The 22,129-nt window shown below is 31.8% G+C and carries 22 protein-coding genes; 7 read left to right on the top strand and 15 right to left on the bottom strand.

All coding sequences use genetic code 11. The features are described from left to right. Positions 1 to 47: 47 nt before the first annotated feature. Positions 48 to 782 (bottom strand): class I SAM-dependent DNA methyltransferase, encoded by a 735-nt coding sequence (locus tag TTHE_RS11445; RefSeq protein WP_013298731.1) that lies wholly within the window; start codon positions 780 to 782, stop codon positions 48 to 50. A 155-nt stretch (positions 783 to 937) separates the two neighbouring features. Here TTHE_RS11445 and TTHE_RS11450 point away from each other — a divergent pair, with 155 nt between their 5' ends. The 3 genes from TTHE_RS11450 to TTHE_RS11460 all read left to right on the top strand — a co-directional run bounded on the left by TTHE_RS11450 (position 938) and on the right by TTHE_RS11460 (position 3,532). Then, the gene (locus TTHE_RS11450) at positions 938 to 1,801 is read left to right on the top strand and encodes a DUF2156 domain-containing protein (protein ID WP_231292652.1); all 864 of its coding nucleotides are present in this window, start codon (positions 938 to 940) and stop codon (positions 1,799 to 1,801) included. 79 nt (positions 1,802 to 1,880) lie between these two features. After that, positions 1,881 to 2,369 (top strand): Lrp/AsnC family transcriptional regulator, encoded by a 489-nt coding sequence (locus tag TTHE_RS11455; RefSeq protein ID WP_013298733.1) that lies wholly within the window; start codon positions 1,881 to 1,883, stop codon positions 2,367 to 2,369. Further along, positions 2,366 to 3,532: an aminotransferase class I/II-fold pyridoxal phosphate-dependent enzyme gene (locus TTHE_RS11460; protein ID WP_013298734.1), complete on the top strand. Its 1,167-nt coding sequence runs from the start codon at positions 2,366 to 2,368 to the stop codon at positions 3,530 to 3,532. The genes TTHE_RS11455 and TTHE_RS11460 overlap by 4 nt, the downstream gene beginning before the upstream one ends. 20 nt (positions 3,533 to 3,552) lie before the next feature. On the opposite strand, the gene TTHE_RS14030 is transcribed toward TTHE_RS11460, so the two are convergent. The 4 genes from TTHE_RS14030 to TTHE_RS11475 all read right to left on the bottom strand — a co-directional run bounded on the left by TTHE_RS14030 (position 3,553) and on the right by TTHE_RS11475 (position 6,423). Further along, on the bottom strand, positions 3,553 to 3,705 hold the full coding sequence (locus TTHE_RS14030; RefSeq protein WP_013298735.1) for a FeoB-associated Cys-rich membrane protein: 153 nt from the start codon (positions 3,703 to 3,705) through the stop codon (positions 3,553 to 3,555). 16 nt (positions 3,706 to 3,721) lie between these two features. Next, positions 3,722 to 5,512 (bottom strand): ferrous iron transport protein B, encoded by a 1,791-nt coding sequence (gene feoB / locus TTHE_RS11465; RefSeq protein ID WP_013298736.1) that lies wholly within the window; start codon positions 5,510 to 5,512, stop codon positions 3,722 to 3,724. Between the two features lie 34 nt (positions 5,513 to 5,546). Next, positions 5,547 to 5,774 (bottom strand): FeoA family protein, encoded by a 228-nt coding sequence (locus TTHE_RS11470; protein ID WP_013298737.1) that lies wholly within the window; start codon positions 5,772 to 5,774, stop codon positions 5,547 to 5,549. Positions 5,775 to 5,871: 97 nt separating this feature from the next. Continuing rightward, positions 5,872 to 6,423 (bottom strand): undecaprenyl-diphosphatase, encoded by a 552-nt coding sequence (locus tag TTHE_RS11475; RefSeq protein WP_013298738.1) that lies wholly within the window; start codon positions 6,421 to 6,423, stop codon positions 5,872 to 5,874. A 152-nt stretch (positions 6,424 to 6,575) separates the two neighbouring features. Here TTHE_RS11475 and TTHE_RS11480 point away from each other — a divergent pair, with 152 nt between their 5' ends. From TTHE_RS11480 to TTHE_RS11495, 4 genes are read left to right on the top strand one after another with little or no spacing between them, the layout of a single operon-like run. After that, positions 6,576 to 7,004: a Fur family transcriptional regulator gene (locus tag TTHE_RS11480; RefSeq protein ID WP_013298739.1), complete on the top strand. Its 429-nt coding sequence runs from the start codon at positions 6,576 to 6,578 to the stop codon at positions 7,002 to 7,004. Next, positions 7,001 to 7,882: a metal ABC transporter solute-binding protein, Zn/Mn family gene (locus TTHE_RS11485; protein WP_013298740.1), complete on the top strand. Its 882-nt coding sequence runs from the start codon at positions 7,001 to 7,003 to the stop codon at positions 7,880 to 7,882. The genes TTHE_RS11480 and TTHE_RS11485 overlap by 4 nt, the downstream gene beginning before the upstream one ends. A 17-nt stretch (positions 7,883 to 7,899) precedes the next feature. After that, positions 7,900 to 8,673 carry a metal ABC transporter ATP-binding protein gene (locus TTHE_RS11490; protein ID WP_013298741.1) on the top strand — a complete coding sequence of 258 codons (774 nt, stop codon included), beginning with the start codon at positions 7,900 to 7,902 and terminating at the stop codon, positions 8,671 to 8,673. 14 nt (positions 8,674 to 8,687) lie between these two features. Continuing rightward, on the top strand, positions 8,688 to 9,488 hold the full coding sequence (locus TTHE_RS11495) for a metal ABC transporter permease (protein ID WP_013298742.1): 801 nt from the start codon (positions 8,688 to 8,690) through the stop codon (positions 9,486 to 9,488). Positions 9,489 to 9,583: 95 nt separating this feature from the next. Here the strand turns inward: TTHE_RS11495 and TTHE_RS13780 are convergent, their stop codons facing one another. The 10 genes from TTHE_RS13780 to TTHE_RS11540 form a co-directional block, all read right to left on the bottom strand. Further along, on the bottom strand, positions 9,584 to 10,144 hold the full coding sequence (locus TTHE_RS13780; RefSeq protein ID WP_013298743.1) for a VanZ family protein: 561 nt from the start codon (positions 10,142 to 10,144) through the stop codon (positions 9,584 to 9,586). Continuing rightward, positions 10,131 to 10,277 carry a hypothetical protein gene (locus TTHE_RS14230; protein ID WP_231292653.1) on the bottom strand — a complete coding sequence of 49 codons (147 nt, stop codon included), beginning with the start codon at positions 10,275 to 10,277 and terminating at the stop codon, positions 10,131 to 10,133. Before TTHE_RS14230 ends, TTHE_RS13780 begins: the two co-directional genes overlap by 14 nt. Positions 10,278 to 10,601: 324 nt before the next feature. Next, positions 10,602 to 11,348: an endonuclease/exonuclease/phosphatase family protein gene (locus tag TTHE_RS11505; protein ID WP_013298744.1), complete on the bottom strand. Its 747-nt coding sequence runs from the start codon at positions 11,346 to 11,348 to the stop codon at positions 10,602 to 10,604. Between the two features lie 27 nt (positions 11,349 to 11,375). Next, complete coding sequence (locus tag TTHE_RS11510) at positions 11,376 to 13,127, bottom strand: ABC transporter ATP-binding protein (protein ID WP_013298745.1); 1,752 nt, start codon at positions 13,125 to 13,127, stop codon at positions 11,376 to 11,378. A 31-nt stretch (positions 13,128 to 13,158) separates the two neighbouring features. Next, a complete protein-coding gene (locus TTHE_RS11515) occupies positions 13,159 to 14,178 on the bottom strand; it encodes a S8 family serine peptidase (protein WP_013298746.1) in 1,020 nt (339 codons plus the stop codon). 24 nt (positions 14,179 to 14,202) lie between these two features. Beyond that, positions 14,203 to 15,453: a radical SAM/SPASM domain-containing protein gene (locus TTHE_RS11520; protein ID WP_013298747.1), complete on the bottom strand. Its 1,251-nt coding sequence runs from the start codon at positions 15,451 to 15,453 to the stop codon at positions 14,203 to 14,205. A 12-nt stretch (positions 15,454 to 15,465) separates the two neighbouring features. Further along, the gene (locus tag TTHE_RS11525; protein WP_013297960.1) at positions 15,466 to 16,143 is read right to left on the bottom strand and encodes an ABC transporter ATP-binding protein; all 678 of its coding nucleotides are present in this window, start codon (positions 16,141 to 16,143) and stop codon (positions 15,466 to 15,468) included. A 17-nt stretch (positions 16,144 to 16,160) separates the two neighbouring features. Next, positions 16,161 to 18,719: an ABC transporter permease gene (locus TTHE_RS11530; RefSeq protein ID WP_013298748.1), complete on the bottom strand. Its 2,559-nt coding sequence runs from the start codon at positions 18,717 to 18,719 to the stop codon at positions 16,161 to 16,163. A 36-nt stretch (positions 18,720 to 18,755) separates the two neighbouring features. Then, positions 18,756 to 19,418, bottom strand: a complete 663-nt coding sequence (locus TTHE_RS11535) for an ABC transporter ATP-binding protein (RefSeq protein ID WP_013298749.1) — start codon at positions 19,416 to 19,418, stop codon at positions 18,756 to 18,758. Positions 19,419 to 19,486: 68 nt separating this feature from the next. Further along, the gene (locus TTHE_RS11540; protein WP_013298750.1) at positions 19,487 to 22,054 is read right to left on the bottom strand and encodes an ABC transporter permease; all 2,568 of its coding nucleotides are present in this window, start codon (positions 22,052 to 22,054) and stop codon (positions 19,487 to 19,489) included. Positions 22,055 to 22,129: the final 75 nt, after the last annotated feature.

The raw sequence follows: 22,129 nt of genomic DNA on the forward strand, positions 1-22,129 counted from the left end.
CATTATATTGTTGACTAAATTCTATTTAATCACATCTCCACATTTTATTAAATGCTGCAGAGAATGAAAGCCCTATCTAAACTATATATGTCTTCAACCACATCAAATTTTCTATTCATTATTCTGATATCCTTAAACCCTGCACACTTTAGTTCATCTACTACTGCATCTAATGAAAAACTCGATTCCTGAACTGTTTCCTCATATTCTTCATATAGCCTGCCTTCTTTCTTTAAAAAAGCAGTAAATGTTATAAACGCACTATCTCCAAATGATATACTTTTGGAAATATAGTAATCGCCGTTTGGATACTTCCTTATATGGATATTATTCCAATTATCATTTAAATCTTTCAATGTATTCATATCAAACATAAATACGCCCTTTTCATTAAGGTGATTCTTTACACAATTAAACATAGACTTCCATTTATCAAATTCAGTCATGTGATTTATGGCGTCAAATGTACATGTTATAAGGTCATATTTTTTCCCAAGGTGGAAGCTACTCATATCGCCATGATGAAACTTAATATCAAAACCAAAACTTTTTGCATTTTCAACCGCCTTTTTAAGCATCTCTTCTGATATATCAAGTCCTTCAACAATTATACCATCTTTCAATGCACCTATGCAAAAAGTGCCTGTTCCACAAGCCAAATCAAGCATAGTTCTTGGTTTAAACCCCGCTTTATCTAAATATTTTTTAAAATCAGGCCACAACTCCTTTGCATAGGAATCCCATCCCAATCTATCGTAAAATTTAGCAAATTCATCGTACATAAAAACACCTCTTAAACAATATTTTCTGTATTATTATCCTTATATATTATATTATTACATAACTTAAGTCAATTTTGTAATTCAGATGCTATATGTTATAATATTAACACGCGCAAATAACCATATTCAATAAATAATTGTTATCCAAGAGGTGAGTGACATTGAAATCGCTGACAATTGACGATAAAAGCGTATTTGATGAATACTTCTCTAATTTTCCGCCGGAAATATCGGAGTACACATTCACGAATCTTTTCATGTGGAATCATGTGTACAACATAAAGTACGAAATAATTGATAATTGCCTATGCATATCATCAGGCAACAAAATCTTGCCTCCGGTAGGGCCTAAAGAAAATATTTTGAATGCTTTTGATAAATTTTGTAAAATAATGCAAACGTACCATTCTGAAATTTACCTTGATCGATTTGATAAAGACAGCGCCTGTAAAATTTCAGAAATGTACAAAGTTGAGATGACACCAGATGAAGATAATTTTGATTATGTCTACAATACAGATGATCTTATTAATCTTTCTGGAAGAAAATACCATAATAAGAAAAATCATATAAATAGGTTTTTGAAAACATATGATTATACTTTGGAGGAATTGTCATCTGATAATGCTTTAGAATGCTTGAAATTCACTGAAGAATGGCTTTCGTCAAAAGATATAAATGAAAATCCCGGTGTTCTTAAAGAGTTTGATGCTATAAAGAAAGTACTGAATAACTATGAGTTTTTTAAACTAAAGGGCATTGTTTTGAAAATAAGCGGAAAAATTGAAGCATATTCATTTGGAGAAAAATTAAATCCGGAAACAGCCGTTACACACATAGAAAAGGCAAACCCCGAGATTAAAGATGCGTACGCTTTTATAAACATGTGCTTTGCAAAAATGATGTCGGAATTCAAATACATCAATAGAGAGCAAGATTTAGGAATTCCTGGCCTTAGATATGCGAAACAATCTTACCATCCAGTAAAGATGATTTTTAAATTTAAGGGAAAGTTATAAACTTAAAACTTTACTAGATTGAATTATTATAATAATTATATTATAATGTGCATAACATTAATTTTTAGGAGGTGTTATGATGTCTAAAAAAATGGATATTATTGAGCTTCTTAATGAAAACAGCCGTCTGACAGACAAGCAAATCTCTGTAATAACAGGGCTTAGCGAAGATGAAGTAAAAGATATAATAAAAAATCTTGAAGAAGAAAAAGTTTTATTAAAGTACAGCACATTAGTTAATTGGGAAAAAACTGAAAAAGAAGTCGTACGCGCACTTATCGATGTAAGAGTTACACCGCAGCAAGGACAGGGCTTTAATGCAATAGCTGAAAGAATCGGTCAATATGATGAAGTAAAATCAGTATCTTTAATATCTGGAGGATACGATCTGTCTGTAGAAGTCGAAGGAAAAACGATGAAGGAAATCGCTATTTTTGTAGCCGAAAGGCTAGCACCGATAGATGGTGTATTAAGCACCACAACACATTTCATACTTAAAAGGTATAAACAGGACGGCATATTTTTTACAGATGGTCCGGAGGATAAAAGATTGGTGGTAACGCCATGATAGAGGACAAATACATTTCAGACATAGTTAAAAATATACCACCATCTGGAATAAGAAAATTTTTTGACCTTGTTACTAATTCACGCGATATTATCTCTCTCGGTGTAGGAGAGCCAGATTTTGTAACACCTTGGGTAATACGCAAAGAGGGCATAGATGTCTTAGACAGAGGCAGCACTACGTACACATCAAATCTCGGCCTTAAAGAACTGCGTGAGGCTATATCATTTTTCTTAAAAAAACATTATGACTTAAATTATGATCCTGAAAGGGAAATTATGATAACTGTAGGAGCAAGTGAAGCCATCGATCTTGCGCTTCGCTGTCTTTTGAACAATGGCGATGAAGTGCTGGTACCGGCGCCAAGCTATGTATCGTATTCACCGTGTATTGAGCTTACAAGGGGAATTCCCGTCTATGTACCAACAGATGAAAAAAACAACTTTGTAATAACACCTGATGATTTGAAATCAAAAATAACCAACAAGACAAAAGCACTTATACTTCCATATCCGAATAATCCGACAGGTGCCATTATGAAAAAGGAAGACTTGGAAGAAATCTTAGACGTAATAATAGATCATGATTTAATAGTCATTTCTGATGAAATATACAGCGAGCTTACCTATGATGGAAAGCATGTTAGCATAGCATCGCTACCCGGCATGAAAGAAAGGACTATACTTCTCAATGGATTTTCTAAAGCATTTGCCATGACAGGCTGGAGACTAGGTTATATAGCAGCAGAACATGGTTTTATAGAAGCCATGAATAAGATACACCAATATACAACGATATGCGCTCCAATCATGGCTCAATATGCTGGTATAAAAGCTATATACGAATGCGAAGCAGATATAGAAAAGATGCGAAAAACTTACGATCAAAGAAGGAGATTTATAGTAAACGGATTTAGAGAAATAGGCTTTGATTGCTTTGAACCAAAGGGCGCCTTTTACATCTTCCCTTCAATTAAAAAAACAGGATTAACTTCACAGGAATTCTGTGAAAGATTGTTAAAAGAGGAAAGAATCGCAGTTGTGCCAGGGGATGCTTTTGGACCAGGCGGTGAGGGTTACATAAGGGTTTCATATGCATATTCCATCGATAAGATAATGAAAGCTCTTGAGAGAATAGAAAGATTTGCAAAGAAAATATTTTAAAACAAAAAAAGTAGGTTTTCCTACTTTTTTTGTTTAATAGCACTGAATTTAGGACAGCTAGAAGAACAATTGCCGCAATTGCATTTGCCAGAAGCACTCTTCTTTAAATTCTTGTAAAGCATAAATACAGCAGCAGCTACTATTGCTACAGTTATAATTACTTCAATAATCATAGGACCACTCCTTTAATTAAAATATTCTTAAGATTAAACTTCCACCATTAAAGACTATAAAAGAAACTATCCACGCTAAGACAAGCTGATATATTACAGAAAAGATGGCCATTTTACCCCCATATTCTTTTTTCATGGTAGCTATAAGAGATATACATGGCGTGTACAAAAGCACAAACACCAAAAAGCTGATTGCTGAGAGGGGAGTAAATACCGTAGGCAATACTTTTGTCAAATTTCCACCATAAATAACTCCCATCGTTCCTACTACTACTTCTTTAGCCATTATTCCCGTAAGAAGAGCTACTGTATTTTGCCATGAAGCAAAGCCTAAAGGAATAAAAATCGGGCTTATAAACTTTCCGATGGCTGCTATGAAACTGGAATTAATTTCCGTCATACCCGAAAAATTAAAATTTGACAATACCCAAACTATTATGGATACAGAAAAAATTATAGTTCCTGCCTTCCTTAAAAAACCCTTACCTTTTTCCCATGTATGAATCGCTAGAGATTTAACTTCAGGCAGCTTGTATTCAGGAAGTTCTATAATAAAAGGCTCATCGTCCTTTTTAAATATAGTATTTTTAAAAAGTATCCCAACTAAAAAGGCTACTATTATACCTAACGCATAAAGTGATGCAACAACTATAGATTCGTGGCCTTTAAATAAAGCTCCTGCAATTATGAGATAAACTGGAAGTCTTGCATTGCATGACATAAGAGGAACAAGAAGTGCTGTCATCTTTCTGTCTTTTTCACTCTCTAAAGTTCTGGTAGACATAACTCCTGGAACTGAACATCCAAAACCAATTATAAGCGGAATAAAAGCTTTGCCGGATAAACCCATTTTTCTAATAATTTTGTCCATTAAGAAGGCAACCCTAGCCATATACCCACTATCCTCTAAAAAGGATATACACAAAAATAGCGTCAAAATCACAGGCAAAAATACTATAACAGAACCTACACCTCCTATTATGCCATCCACAATAAATGATTTGAACCAATTACTAGTGCCTGAAAGCACCATCTGAATATGTGGCACCAGCCAGTCATTGACACCGCTATCCAATAAATCTGCAAGAGGTTGACCAACCCAGCTAAAAGTAAACTGAAATATGAAGTATACAATTGCCAGAAAAATCGGATACGCTAAAAATTTATTTATGAAAATTTTATCAAGTTTTTCTGAAATTGTAGTCGTGTTTTCAGATGTGTACGTCAAACACTGTGATAAAATTTCTTCTATATATTTATACGTTTCAGCTTCACTTTTGAAATGTAAAATATTATGATAATGAGAATTATTATCATTATATGTTTCTAAAAAGTCACCTTTCGCTAACAGCTCTTCAAGTTTGTCAACGCCTTTTCCTTTTGCAGCTATTATTGGAACCACCAAAACATTTAAAAGCTTTGACAATTTATCATAATCTATTTTTACACCTTTGCTCTCAGCAACATCCACCATATTTAAAATTAATACGATAGGTTTATTGAATTCTTTTAGCTGCATAGTTAAGTACAAATTTCTTTGTAGATTTGACGCATCAACTATATTTAGTATCAAATCTACATCTCCACTCTCTAAAAATGCTTTTGAAATTTTCTCTTCATTTGAGTAAGTATCCATCGCATAAATGCCTGGCAAATCCACAAGCTTTACATTTTCGCTGACAAAACCCTCTTTTTTTTCAACTGTAACACCGGGCCAATTTCCAACATGCTGGTTAGAACCAGTAAGCAGATTGAAAAGTGTAGTCTTTCCTACGTTTGGATTTCCAATTAAAGCTGCAGTAATCATACGTTTCCTCCCTTGTTTATATTAAGCCATATACTTACAATACATTTTTCACAACAATATTTTTCGCATCTCTTTTTCTAATAGCTAAATCAAACCCCATGAAATTTATTATTATAGGATCTCCTAAAGGAGCAAAACTTTTAACTTTCACTTTAGCCCCTTCAATAGCCCCCAGGGCCCTTAGCCTCTTTGCCAATCTTTCATTGCCTAAAATATCGCTGACTATAGCAGTTTGGCCCGGTTTCAGATCGTATATGCTCACTATCACCACCCCTTATTGATAATCATTCTCAATTACTTGATTTTATGATAACATACATCATCCTCAATGTCAACAATAAGGACAAACAAAAAAGCCTTTATATCTTTATAAATCTATGCCAAGTTTTTAAAATAAACGTCTCTATAGGATTTAAAACAATATTTAAATATTTTATCAATTTGCTGCTTATATAACCTATCACAAATCCTCCTATAACATCAATTGGATAGTGAACACCAACATAGACTCTTGCAATAATCAGTAAAATCGTCAATAACATCATAATAGAACCTATAATCTTGTTGTATTTTAATTCCGTAAATGTTATAGCCGATCCACCTGACAGATGATCGCTTGGGAATGAAGCATCGCTTGGATGTTTAACTAATAAATTTACTTTATGTGTAACAAAAGGCCTCGGTTCAAAGTAAAACTTTGAAATAATAAAATTTGTGCTTAATGCTATCACTGCTGCAAAAAAATCATCCATCGACGCTTTCTTACCCCTGTCCCCTCCTATAAACCACTGTACAATCACTAAAGCACCATATATGATCGGAGAATACAAAGCAGTAAATATCATTATCTTATCCAATATACTGTTATGACCGGCAAATCCATTGATAATCTGAAAAACAGCATAATTCATTTTTATCACCTCTCCTTAAGATTGTAAGCATAAATCCTTAAAATCATATTAGACTGACATTAAAAAAAAATTAGAAATTGCTTGACAGATAGTATAAATAGTTATACAATCCTAAATAGTAAAATATTCTTATTTAAAAGGATTGTGGTATCATGACGAAGGAAGAAATTTTAAATGCAATTAAAACCAATAATTTTAAGATCACTCCACAAAGGGAGCTTATTATAAATATCATGTTGAATACACAAGGATACCTGTCGGTTAAAGAAATATACGAGAAGGTGAAAAAATCTTTTCCACAAGTCAGTTTGGATACAGTGTATAGAAATTTAAGCCTTTTAAAGGATATAAATGTACTAAGTGAAACAACTATAGGCAACAATATTATGTATGAGATCCACAAAGACATGCACGATCATATTATGAAATGCATAAAGTGCGGCAAGGTTTATGAACTCAATATTTGTCCACTTGATTTGTGCATCAATAAACTTGATGATTTTGAAATAGTAGATCATAAAATAGAGATTACAGGATACTGCAAAAATTGCAAAAAAACAATAGGAGGATCACATTTATGAAAAAGCTTTTATCAATTTTTTTAGCAATTTCAATATTATTTAGCTTGACATCATGCAATACAAAGATTTCAAAAAGACCTGACAAAATGATAGTTTACGCTTCTTTTTACCCTTTATATGATTTAACAAAAAAGATTGCCGGAGATAAAGCAGTCGTACAAAATATAATACCACCCGGTGTGGAACCACATGACTGGGAGCCCACAACACGACAGGTGGCTGATATTGAAAGAGCCTCTGCAGTCATATATCTTGGACTCGGCATGGATTCATGGATAAATAAAATCGAAACATCAGTTTCAGGTCCTAAATTTATAAATGTATCAACTGGCATAAACGCGATAAAAGTTGGAAATGCTGTAAATCCTCATGTATGGTTGTCTCCAAAAGAAACACAGATATTGGCAAAAAATATCAAAGATGCTTTAGTAAATGCTGACAATAAAAACGCAAAATACTATCAAAGCAATTATGAAAATCTAGTAAAGACTTTAAAACAATTGGACAATGAATACACTACAAAGCTTAAAAACACTAAGACAAAGACTTTTGTGGTATACCACAGTGCATTTGACTACATAGCTAGAGATTACGGATTAAATCAAGTATCAATTGTCGGTATGAGTGAGGAAGCGGAAGCCAGCCCAGCGAAAATTGCTGAAGTAATAAAGCTTATTAAAGATGAAAATATTAAATACATTTTCACCGAACCATTGACATCTCCAAAGCCTATTCAGTCAATCGCCAACGAAACAGGTACAAAAGTACTTCCGCTAAATACTATTGAAGGGATTACTAAAGATGAGATGAAGAAAGGATACGATTATATAAAATTGATGCAGCAAAATTTAGATAATCTTCAAAAAGCATTAAATTAAGTGAAAGGAATCAAAATATGGGTAAAATAGTAGAGCTTAAAGATGTTAGTTTTTCTTATGATGATAAAAAGGTGTTTAATAATATCAATCTAACTATCGATGATGGCGAATTTGTAGGCCTTATTGGGCCTAATGGTTCAGGCAAAAGCACTCTTGTAAAGATCATGATAGGAGATCTTACGCCTTCATCAGGAGAAGTCCTTATAAACGGGATAAATGTAAAAGACATAAAAAACAGATCTATAATCGGGTATGTCCCTCAAAAATCTTATTCATTTAACGCTTCTTTTCCAGCAAGTGTAAAAGAAGTCGTCTCAATGGGACTTTATGGGAAATTAGGGTTATTTAAAAAACTTTCCAAAGACGACTGGGAAATTGTAAATAACGCTTTAAATACTGTCGACATGATTGATTATAAAGACAGGCTTATCGGAAATCTGTCTGGAGGCCAACAGCAGAGGGTATTTATAGCAAGAGCGCTTGTCAGCAATCCTAAGATTTTATTTTTAGATGAACCGACGACAGGTATTGATGCAAAGTCAGAAGACACGCTCTATAAAATACTTGATACTTTAAATAAGGAAAATAAAATAACGATTATCATGGTCACTCATGATGTTTGGGCAATAACTGACAAGGTATCTCGAATCGTATGCATGGGAAATGGCAAATTATATGATAGATGCGACACACTGGACTTTTCGAAAAAAGGATTAGCGGAAATATACGGATACCCTGTCAAACTGGATATGCACCATCACCAAAGTGAAAATATCAATAATCGACTTTAGATTGAGGTGTTATAATGCTTAATATTTTTACATACGACTTTATGATCAGGGCGTTTTTGGCAGGCGGTTTTATATCGGTAATAGCACCATTAGTCGGCAGTTTCTTAGTGCTAAGAAGGCTATCGCAGATGGGTGATACGCTATCCCACGTAGCACTGTCAGGCGTAGCAGCAGGATTTCTGATTGGAATAAATCCAACAATTGGCTCTATAATCTTCGTAATAATATCGTCTTTCGGAATTGAACGCTTGAGAAAATCGTACTTTAGATATTCAGAAATATCTATTGCAGTTGTCATGTCTGCAGGAATGGCAATTGCAGTAATACTTCTAAGTTTATCCAGCGGAAGCCCTGCAAACATAATGAATTATCTCTTTGGAAGCATAATATCAATTAATAACACTGATGTATTGCTATCACTACTACTTAGCATTGCAGTAATAACTGTAATTTATATCTTCTACAAAGAGCTTCTATACATTACATTTGACGAAGAAGCTGCTTTGATATCGGGAATTCCCGTCAACATGGTAAATATAATATTTACTATGATTGTCGCCATAACTGTAGCAGTATCCATGAGAATAGTCGGAGCACTTTTGGTATCAGCACTAATGGTGATACCTGCTGCAGCAAGCCTTAAAATCGCCAAAAACTTCAGACAGACTATTTTTTATGCCATACTGTTTTCCTTTATATCTGTATTTGCAGGCATAATACTATCTTTTTATCTCAATCTTTCACCTGGCGGCAGCATTGTAATTGTTTCTCTCATAATCATGGGTTTAGCAAGTATAAAGAAAGCAGGTAACTAACCTGCTTTTTTTGTTTTTAACTTGGATAATAAAATGTACTAATTTAATTCCAACTCCTAAAACCTCCTAACTGTGAAAATATTTTTTCACAATAATTATTGAAAGTCTTGCTGTGGCGATTCACAAAATAAATGATTGTCTTTTTTGAATATATGTAGCAAAATCTTAAAAAAGATATAACCAATTAATGCTCCAAATACATTTAATATAAAATCATTTATATCACAAATTTTATATGCAAAACCGTATATTAGTGAAACAAGCAATTGTGTTATTTCGATACAAAAAGATGTTATTGTACATAAAGATATATTTTTTCTAAATGAAATATACTTATAGTTAATAAAAGGCATTAAAAATGCCAAAGGCATCAAAAGTACAATATTTCCTATTATTTGTATTTTTGTGTAATGTATCATTGGTAATAACGGAATTAAATTATATGATTTATTTTTTGTGCCATTTAAAAACTGAATCATATCACTTTGTATTGGTATAGGAAAAAACACGGTATTTATTAAAACTGCAATATAAACAACTAAAACCGCATATATAATATATTTTTCAAATTTAGCTTTTTTATAATATAATTTAAGAGCTATTATTACATAAATAACAAGAAATAAAATTTTAAAAAGAATATTAAATTCCAACATATTGCAAGAACATCCTCCATTTTGAAATTATTGCAGGATCCGTCATCGAACTTGTAAGCCCTGCTTTTACGCATCTTTTATATGAATAAAGTATTTCATCATATATTTTCATATTTCCAATATAAATCCCCACGCAAAACTTGTAAATTCATTCTCTCACAATATAAAACAAATTTCTAAGGAATTTGTTACAGTTTTTATAAAAATTTTTATATTTTTTTATAGTAAACAATCAATTGTATCTTTGTGAACAAGTACACAAATTCCCACACCTTTTCGCGAATATCTAATTCTATGAAAATCCTTTACCTCCTCAAACAGAAAATTCCCCAAAAAATAAGTCTGCGGAAACATAAAGCACACTTCAATATTTAATTAAAAATCTTTAAAGCCTTTGATTTCAACCTATTTATTCTTACTTTTATTAAACATAAATCAAATATCTTTCTTGATTTTTTTAATCATTTATATAAGCCATCACTGGGCGGTGATCTGAAATATCCACTTGCAATACTTTGCTTTTTGTTGCATCAATCGAAGTTCCACAGTTAAATAAAAAATCAATCTTTGGATTATTAGAATTATTATAGCATTCCAGTGTGCATATACCTGCAGGTCCACTATCAACCATAGAAAAAACATTATTGAGCATTATATTATAGGTATCTGAGTTTTCTCCATCGTTCAAATCACAACCAATAATCAATCTTTCATTTGAAAATCCATTATTATTTAATTCATCTTTAATCTTTTGTGCTTGAATCACTTGATCACCGTTTAAGCCTAGATGGGCAGTTCCTACATAAAAGTAAGAACTGCCAAAATCAACACGTACAAGAAGAAAGCTGCGATTTTCTGAACTATTTACCTTAGACAAGTAAACCCTTAAAGCCGTTGTCAAAGAGCAACTACTTATAATTGCATTACCATAATAACATGGATTCATATTAATAGATGTAATATATTTATAATTCCAAGTCGTCCCAGTAATCGCGGTAAGTTTATTAGAAATATACTCTGCCTGATGAATATTTGTGCCAGATCGTATAGTATATGCATCAACTTCTTGAAGACAGACAATTGAAGCTCCCGAAGTTTTAATTTCATCCGCGATTTTATCCAGATTTTCCGTTTTCGGATCTGGATAACCGCCATCCTTGTTTTGTCCAGCTTTAATATTCCACGTAAGAATATTTATTGTCATAATTATTCCCCCTATACTTTTTTAATTTTATGCAATAGAATCGATATCTGCTTCCATATTCTGCTCTTTTATAAAGCTGTAAAAATACCCTCCTTTTTCCACCAGTTCTTCGAAGTTTCCCTCTTCTACAACTTTCCCCTTATCAATTACATATATTGTGTCTGCATCTTTTATTGTCGATAATCTATGAGCTATTTTAACAACAGTTTTATCTTTCAAATATTTGTCTATATTTTCCGATATATGCTTCTGCGATAAGCTATCCAAAGCAGATGTTGCTTCATCGAAAATTACAATTTTCGAATCACTTAAGATTGCTCTGGCGATGGCTATCCTTTGCTTTTGTCCACCTGACAATTTTACTCCCTTTTCTCCAACAATAGTTTCAAATTCTTGAGGCAGATTTGTAATAAAGTCATAAATATCCACCTCTTTGCATATTTTGTCTACATAATCTCTATCTATGTTCCTATTCAATGTTAGATTGTTTAATATGGTATCGTCAAATAATAATAAGTCCTGCGTCACTATCGAAATCTTACTTCTTATGTGTTTAAGATTATATTCATTTATAGGTACATCATCTATTGTTATGTTCCCCTCATCAACATCCCACAATCTATACACCAATTTCGCAATAGTTGATTTTCCGCACCCACTTGCGCCAACTAGTGCTGTTACTTTGCCATTTTCAAATTTTAAACTTATTTTATCCAAAATCTTATTATTGTCTTTATATGAGAAGCTAACATCATTAAAAGAGATATCTCCCTTAAAATTATCGCATCTATAGCCTTTATTGTCCTGTTTTATAGATATGGGTTCATCTACAATATTGAATACACGATTTATTGATGCAACTGATCTTTGAATCATAGTATTTGATCTTATTATTCTCAAACAAGGTCCTATAAGCATTCCAATATACTGTTGAAATGCTATGAGTTCGCCGAAAGTCATTTCTCTATTTATTATTTTATAGCCTCCATAACCATAAATAAAAGCTGTTATTAGTCCGCCTAAAGAACTTCCTATTGCCCCGTTGCCAGAAATAATAACATCTAACTTTATAAATTTATTTATAATATCTTTTTCTTTCTTTAAATAATCTTTGAAAAATTTAAAAATAGATTTTGTAATAACTACATTCATTATATTGGAAATATATTCCTCAATTATATTTGATATATTTCCTGCATCATTTCTGATTTCCAATGTCTTTCTCGATATGATTTTATTAAACTTTGATTGAGAAAATATCAGTAGTATCTGCAGCACAATGACCAAAATCAGCAAACTTGATTGCATCTTTATCAAGAAAAATAATGCCATTATAGCCGTAAAGGTATCGACTATCACAGAAAACAGTATATCAACTCCAAAACTTTCTATTGTATATATATCGTTTTCTACCATACTTAATATATTGCCGGTTTTTATATTTGTAAAATAATCGCCTGATAATTTTGGTATATGCTTCAATAATTTTATTTTCAAATTAATCGAAACTCTCTTTTTCATTTTAGAATACATGTACTGTAATATTACATTTAATAATGAAGATAATATACTTATTGCTCCATATATTGTGGCAAGCTTTATTAATAATTCTATATTGCTATTTTTTATAGCATCATCCAATATCATTTTGGTTAATTGGGGTTGTAATAAGCCCAAAATGGATACTGTTAACATTATAAAAAATGCTACACATAAGCCAAGTTTGTTGTGTCTTAACAGTATTTTTATAAATCTTCTTATGTTTTTTTTATTGTTCATATTTTCATCTCCATATTATATACAACGGAAACTATGAATTTAAAATATTTTTTGCCACAAGGTCTGTTAATGTTTGTATTGATACAAAATCATATCTTGATATACTTAAATAGTCAAACTTTATGTCAAACTTTTCTTCCAATTTCTTTAACACTTCATAACAGTTATCGTTGTTTAACCCAATTTTTCTATTAAATAAACTGTATTTATAAATGTCATCATCAGACTTATTAAGTTTTAACACTTCTTTTACAACATTTGCTGTACCTAAAAGGATGCTATTGTCTTTATCATATAAGCCTTCTTTAAAATCATGATACCTTTTGCTGGCTAAAAAATCCTTATCCTCCCAATCATTTTTCACTGCAAGATTCTCAAGCTCATTGTTCAGCTCCTCAAACGTTATATCATGCTTTTTTGATAATATTCTGGCAATTATGCCTGTTAACTTCGCAGTCGACTGACTATTACATTTCCCAAATAGTCTGTATGAATTATTGATATTGCAATTCATATATGGATTGTTATCCATTATGCATTGAATTCTTTTATCCTTGTTGTACCAAAACGAATTTTCGCTTTCCAAAATAAAACCCTTGACACCTATGACATTGTTAAAAACAGCAGGATAGCTTTCTTCAAATCCGTTAGCAAGGGAACATACTATTATTTTTCCTTGCCGATACAATTCATCGCATATTTCATGCAAATCCTGAATCATTTCATTTGTTGTAACTGACAGGCTTAAATTTATCAATCTAATGTCCATATTAAGAAGATACTTTAATGCTTCCTCAAATATTTGTCTACTTGTTCTTCCATTTTTGCCTAATACTTTCACTACAAATATTTCAACATCATCAAATTCTCTCTTTATACTAGATGCGCAAGAAGTTCCATGTCCATTCTCATCTTCATAATTGTCTGTGGCTATTATATAATCATTATCACACTCAAAAGATATTCCACCGATTATATTACCCTTTAGATAATCATGGTTTATATCTATGCCTGAATCTACCAATGCTACTTTTACTTTGTTATTCAACACCTATCACCTTGCCTCATAAAAACATTAATTCATCTGCCATATTTTAGGCATCAATGTTCTTTTCATAAAATTGCAATTGTAGTCAAAAGCTCTTTTATCACTTAACAGTGTGTATACTTTTGCAGGGCATACTGTACAAAATAAATTTATTTTACAACTTTTGCAGTGTGGAATATTTCTAGTTTTTATATTATCAAAATTAGAAAATGCAGGAAGTTGTCTTTTAAACACCTTTTTAATGATTTCATCACTTAAATCAAAAATATGACAAATTTTAAATTCTTCATATCGTAACAATGGGCATAAATATATATTGCCATCATGATTTACAAACAATTGTGAATTTCCTGCCCAGCAGTTATTAGCTCGAAGCTTGTTTAAATCGTTAAAATCATTTACCCCATAGTAATGCATTGCAAACTCATCTTTTAAATATTTGTAGGAATATTTTCCTCTTCCAAACTTGCTAAAATTTCTAACAACTGCTCTCGTTCCCAAACTTTCATTTAATTTTAAAAAATTGTCAACATTATCTTCATTAAATTCCCCTGCCACCATTGATAAGCTTATATGTTTCATGCCGCTTTTCTTCAATAGCCTAACATTTTCAATAACCTTAGCAAAAGTTCCCTTCCCTCTTATTTTACTGCAGCTTTCTTCATCATACCCATCTAAGCTGATTTCTACAGCATAAACAGCATTTGTTATTTTTTCGATATCTTCTTCCTTTATCAATGTCGCATTTGTACATAAGACCACTTTCCCACCATATACCAATTTAATGTATTCCAAAATATAGTAAAAATCGTCTCTAACTAAAGGTTCTCCGCCTGAGATAACAACCTCTTGAGGCTTTAATTTTAAAATTTTATCAATCGCTCTTTTTATATCACTGGTTGATAAAATATCGTCTTTTTTTAAATAATTGTCTGCATCAACACAGCAATATTCACAGCTTAAATTACATCTGTTTGTTATGGAAAAGACTACTTTGGGGATAAAATCAATTTCAAACTCATAAGTTTGATCAGCATTCAACAAACCAATATTATCTAAACAATTTAATACGGATTTAAAATACTGTTGATCTTCTTCATCTTCAAATACCTCTATAGCGTTATTGACTGGAGTAGAGGTTTCAAGTGAATATTTTATTGCTTCGTAACATTCTATAGGTATCTTAATCCACTTGCCCGTTAATCTGTTACTCAATATCACGGTATTATCTTTTATAACAATGTCACAAATCTTATCTATAAAATATTTATTCTCCATCTTTATCACTTCCTAATTGTTCAAGTAACTTAGAATCTTGCCATCTTGTATTGTTATGCATACATCTGCTGATGCTGCTATATCTTTATTATGAGTTACCATAATCAAAGTCTGTCCAAATTTTTCTACACAGAGTTTAAAGAATTTCATCACTTCATCCGCTGTTTTACTGTCTAAATTACCTGTTGGTTCATCTGCAAATATTATATCTGGTTTGTTTGATAGTGCCCTTGCTATTGCTACTCTTTGCTGCTGTCCTCCTGAGAGTTCATTTGGAAAGCTTTTTATCTTGCTCTCTAGTCCTAAAATTTCTATTATTTCCGATATGTAGTCCTTATCTATTTTTTTATTATCTAATGATACTGGCAATGTTATATTTTCATACACGTCTATAACTGGTATAAGGTTAAAGCTTTGAAATACAAATCCGAAGTTTCGCCTTCTCAGTATCGAAAGTTTTTCTTCTGATAGATTAAATATATTCTCACCATTTAATAATACTTCACCTGATGTAGGCACATCTAGTCCTGCCATGCAGTGAAGCAGCGTACTCTTACCTGAACCGCTGGGGCCTATTATAGTAGTGAATTTTCCCTTTTCTATAGAAACTGATACTTCCTTTAAAGCCTCTACTTTATTGTCACCTTTACCGTATATCTTAGTCAATTTTACTGTCTCTAATATGCTCATAATCTCCACCTCATCTTTTATTCGGTTATATTTAAGCCTTCTACTATATTAAGCTTTTCTACTTTCTTTGCAGATACATAAGATGACAATATGCATATAACTATAACTATAGCACTGTACAATAGTATTGGTATAACTGGAAGTTTAAATTGCAGCCTTTCGCTTATGTTAAATCCAGCCTTGTACTGCCTGTTTACCAAACTGTAAAATGAATAAACGTTGTAACTGCCTATTAAAGCCGCTATTATGCTGCTTAAAAGGCCATAAATAATCGATTCTTTTATTATCATGCTTTTAAGCTGTTTGGCTGTCATGCCTATTGCTCTAAGTGTAGCAAACTCATTTGTACGTATCAATAAGTTAGTTTTTAGCGTATTATATACATTCATGCCTGCTATTAGTAATATCAATGCTACGATCACCATGTCTGATTTCAATACTCCCGTAAATCCTTTTTGGCTCTTTTCAATATAGCTTAGCTTACTTTCCATTTCTGCAAATGGCTTATTCTCTAAAATCTTGTTTATTCTATTATACACATAAGTGTCCTTTCCCGCCTCAGACTGCACACTGATCTGGTCATATGTACTTTTCCCCGAAATGGTCATTAAGTACTTTTGAGGAAGGATTATCTCCATCCTGGCTCCCCGTGTACTGTCACCTTTAGCTATCCATTCCTGCTTTAATAGTGCACCTACTCTGATATTTTTATCTTCATATGCTATTTTGCCATTTCTGATAACAGGAATCCTTATTGTCATGATATCACCAACTTTTAAATCTTTTCTAATTCCTTTGAGCTTATGTTTAAAAATATCATAATAATAGTTATACACAACTGCATTTGGATATTTATCTGATGAATTATTCAGCGATGACATGTCCCCTTTATCTATATACTTCTTAAATCCCTGCAACTGATCATCATCATAGCCTTTTACTTCTATCATTGTTTCCACATTTTTTTTTGTATCTGAAATTCCATTGTACTTTTTAAAGTCATTTTCTAAATCATTTACATCAGATTCCAAAAAACCTTCCATAGATACCTTTGTACCTACTTTTTTCACTCCTTCTATCTGAGATATGGCTTTTACATCATCATTTGTATAACCTGTAAAATATAGATCTATATTTGGACCAAACAACAATTTAAAATCATAGTCCTGCATGTTTAAAACATACGGTGTTGTATTATACACCGCATCTCGGTTGTTAAGAAATGCAATATCATCTATAAATAAATATCCTGCCATTGCTACTGATACGACTATTATTATAGTCCTCCACTTATTTCTCCACACATTTTTATATGCCATCTCACCTGTTATACCAGATATCTTTTTTATAAACTTATGGTATCCTCTATTTCTTTGTTTTCCACCTGATCTATCGCTCTTTCTCATAGCTTCTATTGGTGATATCATTCCTGACATCCATATGGGTATTATACTTGATAATATGACTGTTGCTGTACCGACTATTAATGCATTCCATATGTTTTTCGCACTTATGTACACTGTTGATTGTGATACATCTAAAAATGCAAAGTTAAACAACTTCATCCCAATATATGAAAATGCAATTCCCATCAATAGACCAAGAGATAATCCAATGATGAGAATAAATAAGCTTTGAAATCCTATTATCAGTCTCACTTGTTTCTTTGACGACCCTATAGCCCTCATCATGCCTATTTGCTTTATCATGTCTATTAAAGATATGTTAAACATGTTATATATAAGAAGAATCGCTGTAATTACTATCAAAATATTAAAATGACGTACAGAAGCATTCGTATTTTGAGAACTGTAATCATCAAGTGCTGTTACCAGTTGTATATTTAGGTCATAATCCCATCTTCCTATATTATATCTCTCTCTTATCTGATTCAACTGACCCGATAGATTAGCCTTTGATTTCAATTTGACGATTTCTTCATATGTTATAAAATTGTTAGGCAGTACATTATTTACGCCTTCTTTAAAGTATGTAAATCCTCTCAGTGAATAGTACCCCTCATAATATTGTTTGGGCTTATCTAATATCCCCACCAATTTGAAGGACTTGTTTTCCATGTATATTTGGTTCAGGCCGTTTTCATCTTTATATTCCCTTTTGATTTTAAAATTTATTGTCTCACCCAGCTTTTCTTTAAGTCCCATCTTTTTTAAAGCCTGTGATTCTAATACTATTTCTCCTTGTTTATTAGGTAAATGTCCTTTTATAAGAGTGTATCCACTCATTTCTATGTAGTCTTTGTCTGTTGAATTTAATATCATTGAAATACCATTATCAGTAACAAGATTTCCTAGATTAGCTGCTACTGCAGATTTACTTACGTCTTTATCATTTTTTATTTTCTCAGTCAAGTCTTTATTTAGATTAGTAAATATGCCCTGATATGTTCCATACATTTTGTAAATATTAGCAAGCTGGTTTCTGCTCTGGCTTTCAAATATAACGTTAGTACCAAATACAAGCATTACTGCCAAGGCGACACCTAATACTAAAGCAATCGTCCTTCCTCTTTGTTTTTTCAGATATGCTAATGCTAAATGTATATATACATTCATTTCTATCCTCCATTGATAATTTGAATAATTTTATCTCTATCGTATTTCTCCATCAACGATAGATAATATTCTGTCTGCACTTTGTGCTATATTTTCATTATGTGTTATCAATACAAGTGTCTGATTATATTTTTTAATAGAACTTTTTATCAGGTTCATTACTTCACCTGTCGTTTTTGTGTCTAAATTCCCCGTGGGTTCATCTGCTAATATTATACTGGGCTTTGCTGCCAATGCTCTGCCTATTGCCACTCTCTGCTGCTGCCCTCCTGAAAGCTGATTTGGTAAATGTCTTTGTCTTTCTGTTAACCCTAAAAATTCTATCAAATCATCTATATATTCTTTATCTGGTATTTTTTTATCTAGTCTTACTGGCATTTCTATATTTTCTCTTACATTTAATACTGGTATCAAATTGTACTGCTGAAATACGAATCCTATATTTCTCCTCCTGTATATAGCTAATTTGTCCTCAGATAGCTTATATATATCCACACCATCTATCTCAACTGTTCCTTCTGTTGGTTTATCAAGTCCTCCTAATAAGTGGAGCAATGTTGATTTTCCACTTCCGCTTGGTCCTACGATTGCCAAAAATTCACCTTTTTCTACATTTATGTTTATATCCTTTAGTGCGTGTACTTTATTTTCGTCCTTCCCGTAAACTTTGCTTAGATTTATCGTTTTTAATATAACCATATATAAATGCTCCTCTCCTAATTTATTGTGCTGATAGATTCTACTATACTCATACGCTTAACTTGGAGTCATTGATCATTTTTGATCATATCAACTACTGCTGTTTTTCTTATATTCATAGATGATAGGTATGTTGTTGCAATTGTTACTATAAAATTTATAATGATAACAATCAAATATTCTCTGTATTGTATCTTAAAGATGGGATTTATATATATAGCTAAATATTTATTATATAAAATATATTGAACCAACACTCCAAAGATAATTACTACTACACTTGATATAGCTCCATATAAGAACCCTTCAGCTAAAAACATCTCTTTCAGGCTTTTGTTTGTAGTGCCGACAGCTCTTAACATGCCAAACTCTCTCATTCGCGATGCAATATTATATTTAATATTGTTTGCTATATTAAATACTCCCATAATGAACAGTATCATTACAATTGCATTTATAAATCTGTGCTTATTTTCATTCAGTATATTAAAATTTTCTATTTCTTTATCTAAATCTCTTAAAATTACTCCAGGTTTCTTATCAATTATTGATTTAATCTTTTTATATAAGACATTATGATTTACTCCTCTTTCTTTGTTGATGCTTATAATCTTATACTGAGTTATCCCCGTATCCTTTTTAAATATATCCGAGGATAGGACAACATCAACGCTGTTATTTACAGTATAATAATTATCGTAATCCAACAGATTGTTTACTATTGCCACCACAGTATATTCTTTATATTCATAGCTATCGTCATTATAATTAATTTTCCAGCTTTCCTCAGAATTTGTTCCCTTGTTTGAAAAAGCAACTCTTATTTTATCTCCCACTTTGAAATTTGCAACGTAAGGCCTTTTATTTTCTGTATTTATGGGATTGGGTATCCTTACAATGGCAAGATTTTCTTTTTTCATCCTGTCAATATCAATTTTACCTTTTACCAAATATTTTCTTAACTTGGCAAGAGATTTATCATCATAACCGTACATATTATCTTTTAAAATATATTCTTCCAATTTATCCGTCGCCTTTAAATTTTTGACTAACATTCCATTCATCAAATCTTTTATATATGGAGTGCTGTTTAAATTTTCGAAGTACATAGGTTCTGATATATGTTCACTGCTTAGCATAAGTCTTGAATATATTACCTGTATAGCTGATAAATCCCTTACTCCGTTTAATGACCTTATTCTCTCTAGTTCTTTGCTGCTTAGCCCGTCGGTTTTTTTCGCACCGGGTACAAGATTTATTTTATAGTCGGAATTATACCCTATGCTATCTGCTATATTGTCTACTTGCCTTTCTTCTAAAAAACTTAAGTAGCTTGCATTTATAAAAAGTATACCTGCAATACTTATTGATAGTATAATCATTATAAAGCTTCTGCTGTTAGAAAGAATATTCCTTATAGTTACAATTGAATATATGGACAGGTTTTTCCCTGAGGCTACTTTTTTATATATTTTTTTATTGCATTTTTCTCTTAGTCCTAAATTTTTTCTTATAGCTTCTATAGGTGATATCTTTGATATGGTTATATAGACTGCAATAACAATCAAAAGTATGACGGCTGCTGTAACAATTACAGGTATAATAAAGGCTTCCTTAGTTATAACAAGCCGGCTTATGTTGACAGCTCCTTCAGTAAATACATTTCCAACTAAACCGCTTAATAGCTTTGAACCGATCAGGCCTAATATAATACCTATAGGGACACCCATTGTGCTCAATATAAGCAATTCATATAATGTTATTTCAATCAATTGCTTTCTACTGCTACCTATAGCTAATAAAATTCCGTATTCTGATATTCTTTGAAGAATTGATATGCTGTATATTCCATATATAACTATAAAAGAAGCTACCAATATTACAAGTAATGAAAAAATATTGTTTTTATATATATTATTTAATTTCCCATATGCCTCTATTAGCGTCGTGTTTTTAACTATGTCATCGCTCTTCACATTCAATTTCTTTGCCAGTAAAGATGTCAATTTATTTATATTGTTTTCATCTTTAAATGTCACCATAGAAATATTTCTGTTTCCTTTAAAATCGTCACTAATAGGCAAAAATGCCTGTAAGGTCATACTTCTTTTAAATTCTGGTCTGTCTTTCAATATTCCCACCAATTTATACGTTTTTGTTTCCCTTCTGTCTTCCAGTTTAAGTTGCAGGTCACTGCCAACTTTAGGTTCTTTCCCAAGAACATTTAAGACCCACTCTTCAACAGCAATTTCATTATCTTTCTCTGGATACCTTCCTTCTTTGATAAATGAATTACCACTGAAAGAGCTTCCTAATTTTATGTATTCTTTATCTGCCCTTAGAATATTCAAATAAAAATCATCAGTTAAGGCAACCGAATCATAATACTCTGCAAATCCTCTGTCTTTTATTGATTTATCCTTTTTTATTTTCTCTATCTGATCATTGTCTAATTTTGTAAAAACCGCATGGTAACTTCCTTCGTCATATTTTATGCTATCAATATTTGCCTGGTTGGCACTTTGGCCCAATATTATTATACTTGCAATAACAGCAACACTTAGGATTATAGCCACCAACACAGAAAAAGTCCTTTTTTTGTAATATTTGATATATTGTAATGATAATTTAAACATCTATTATATGCCTCCTAACTAAATGCATCCTCAAATATTTGCCTATTTGCTCTTCCATCTTTGCCCAATACTTTT

Source organism: Thermoanaerobacterium thermosaccharolyticum DSM 571 (assembly GCF_000145615.1).
In the GTDB taxonomy this organism is placed as follows: Bacteria; Bacillota; Thermoanaerobacteria; order Thermoanaerobacterales; family Thermoanaerobacteraceae; genus Thermoanaerobacterium; species Thermoanaerobacterium thermosaccharolyticum.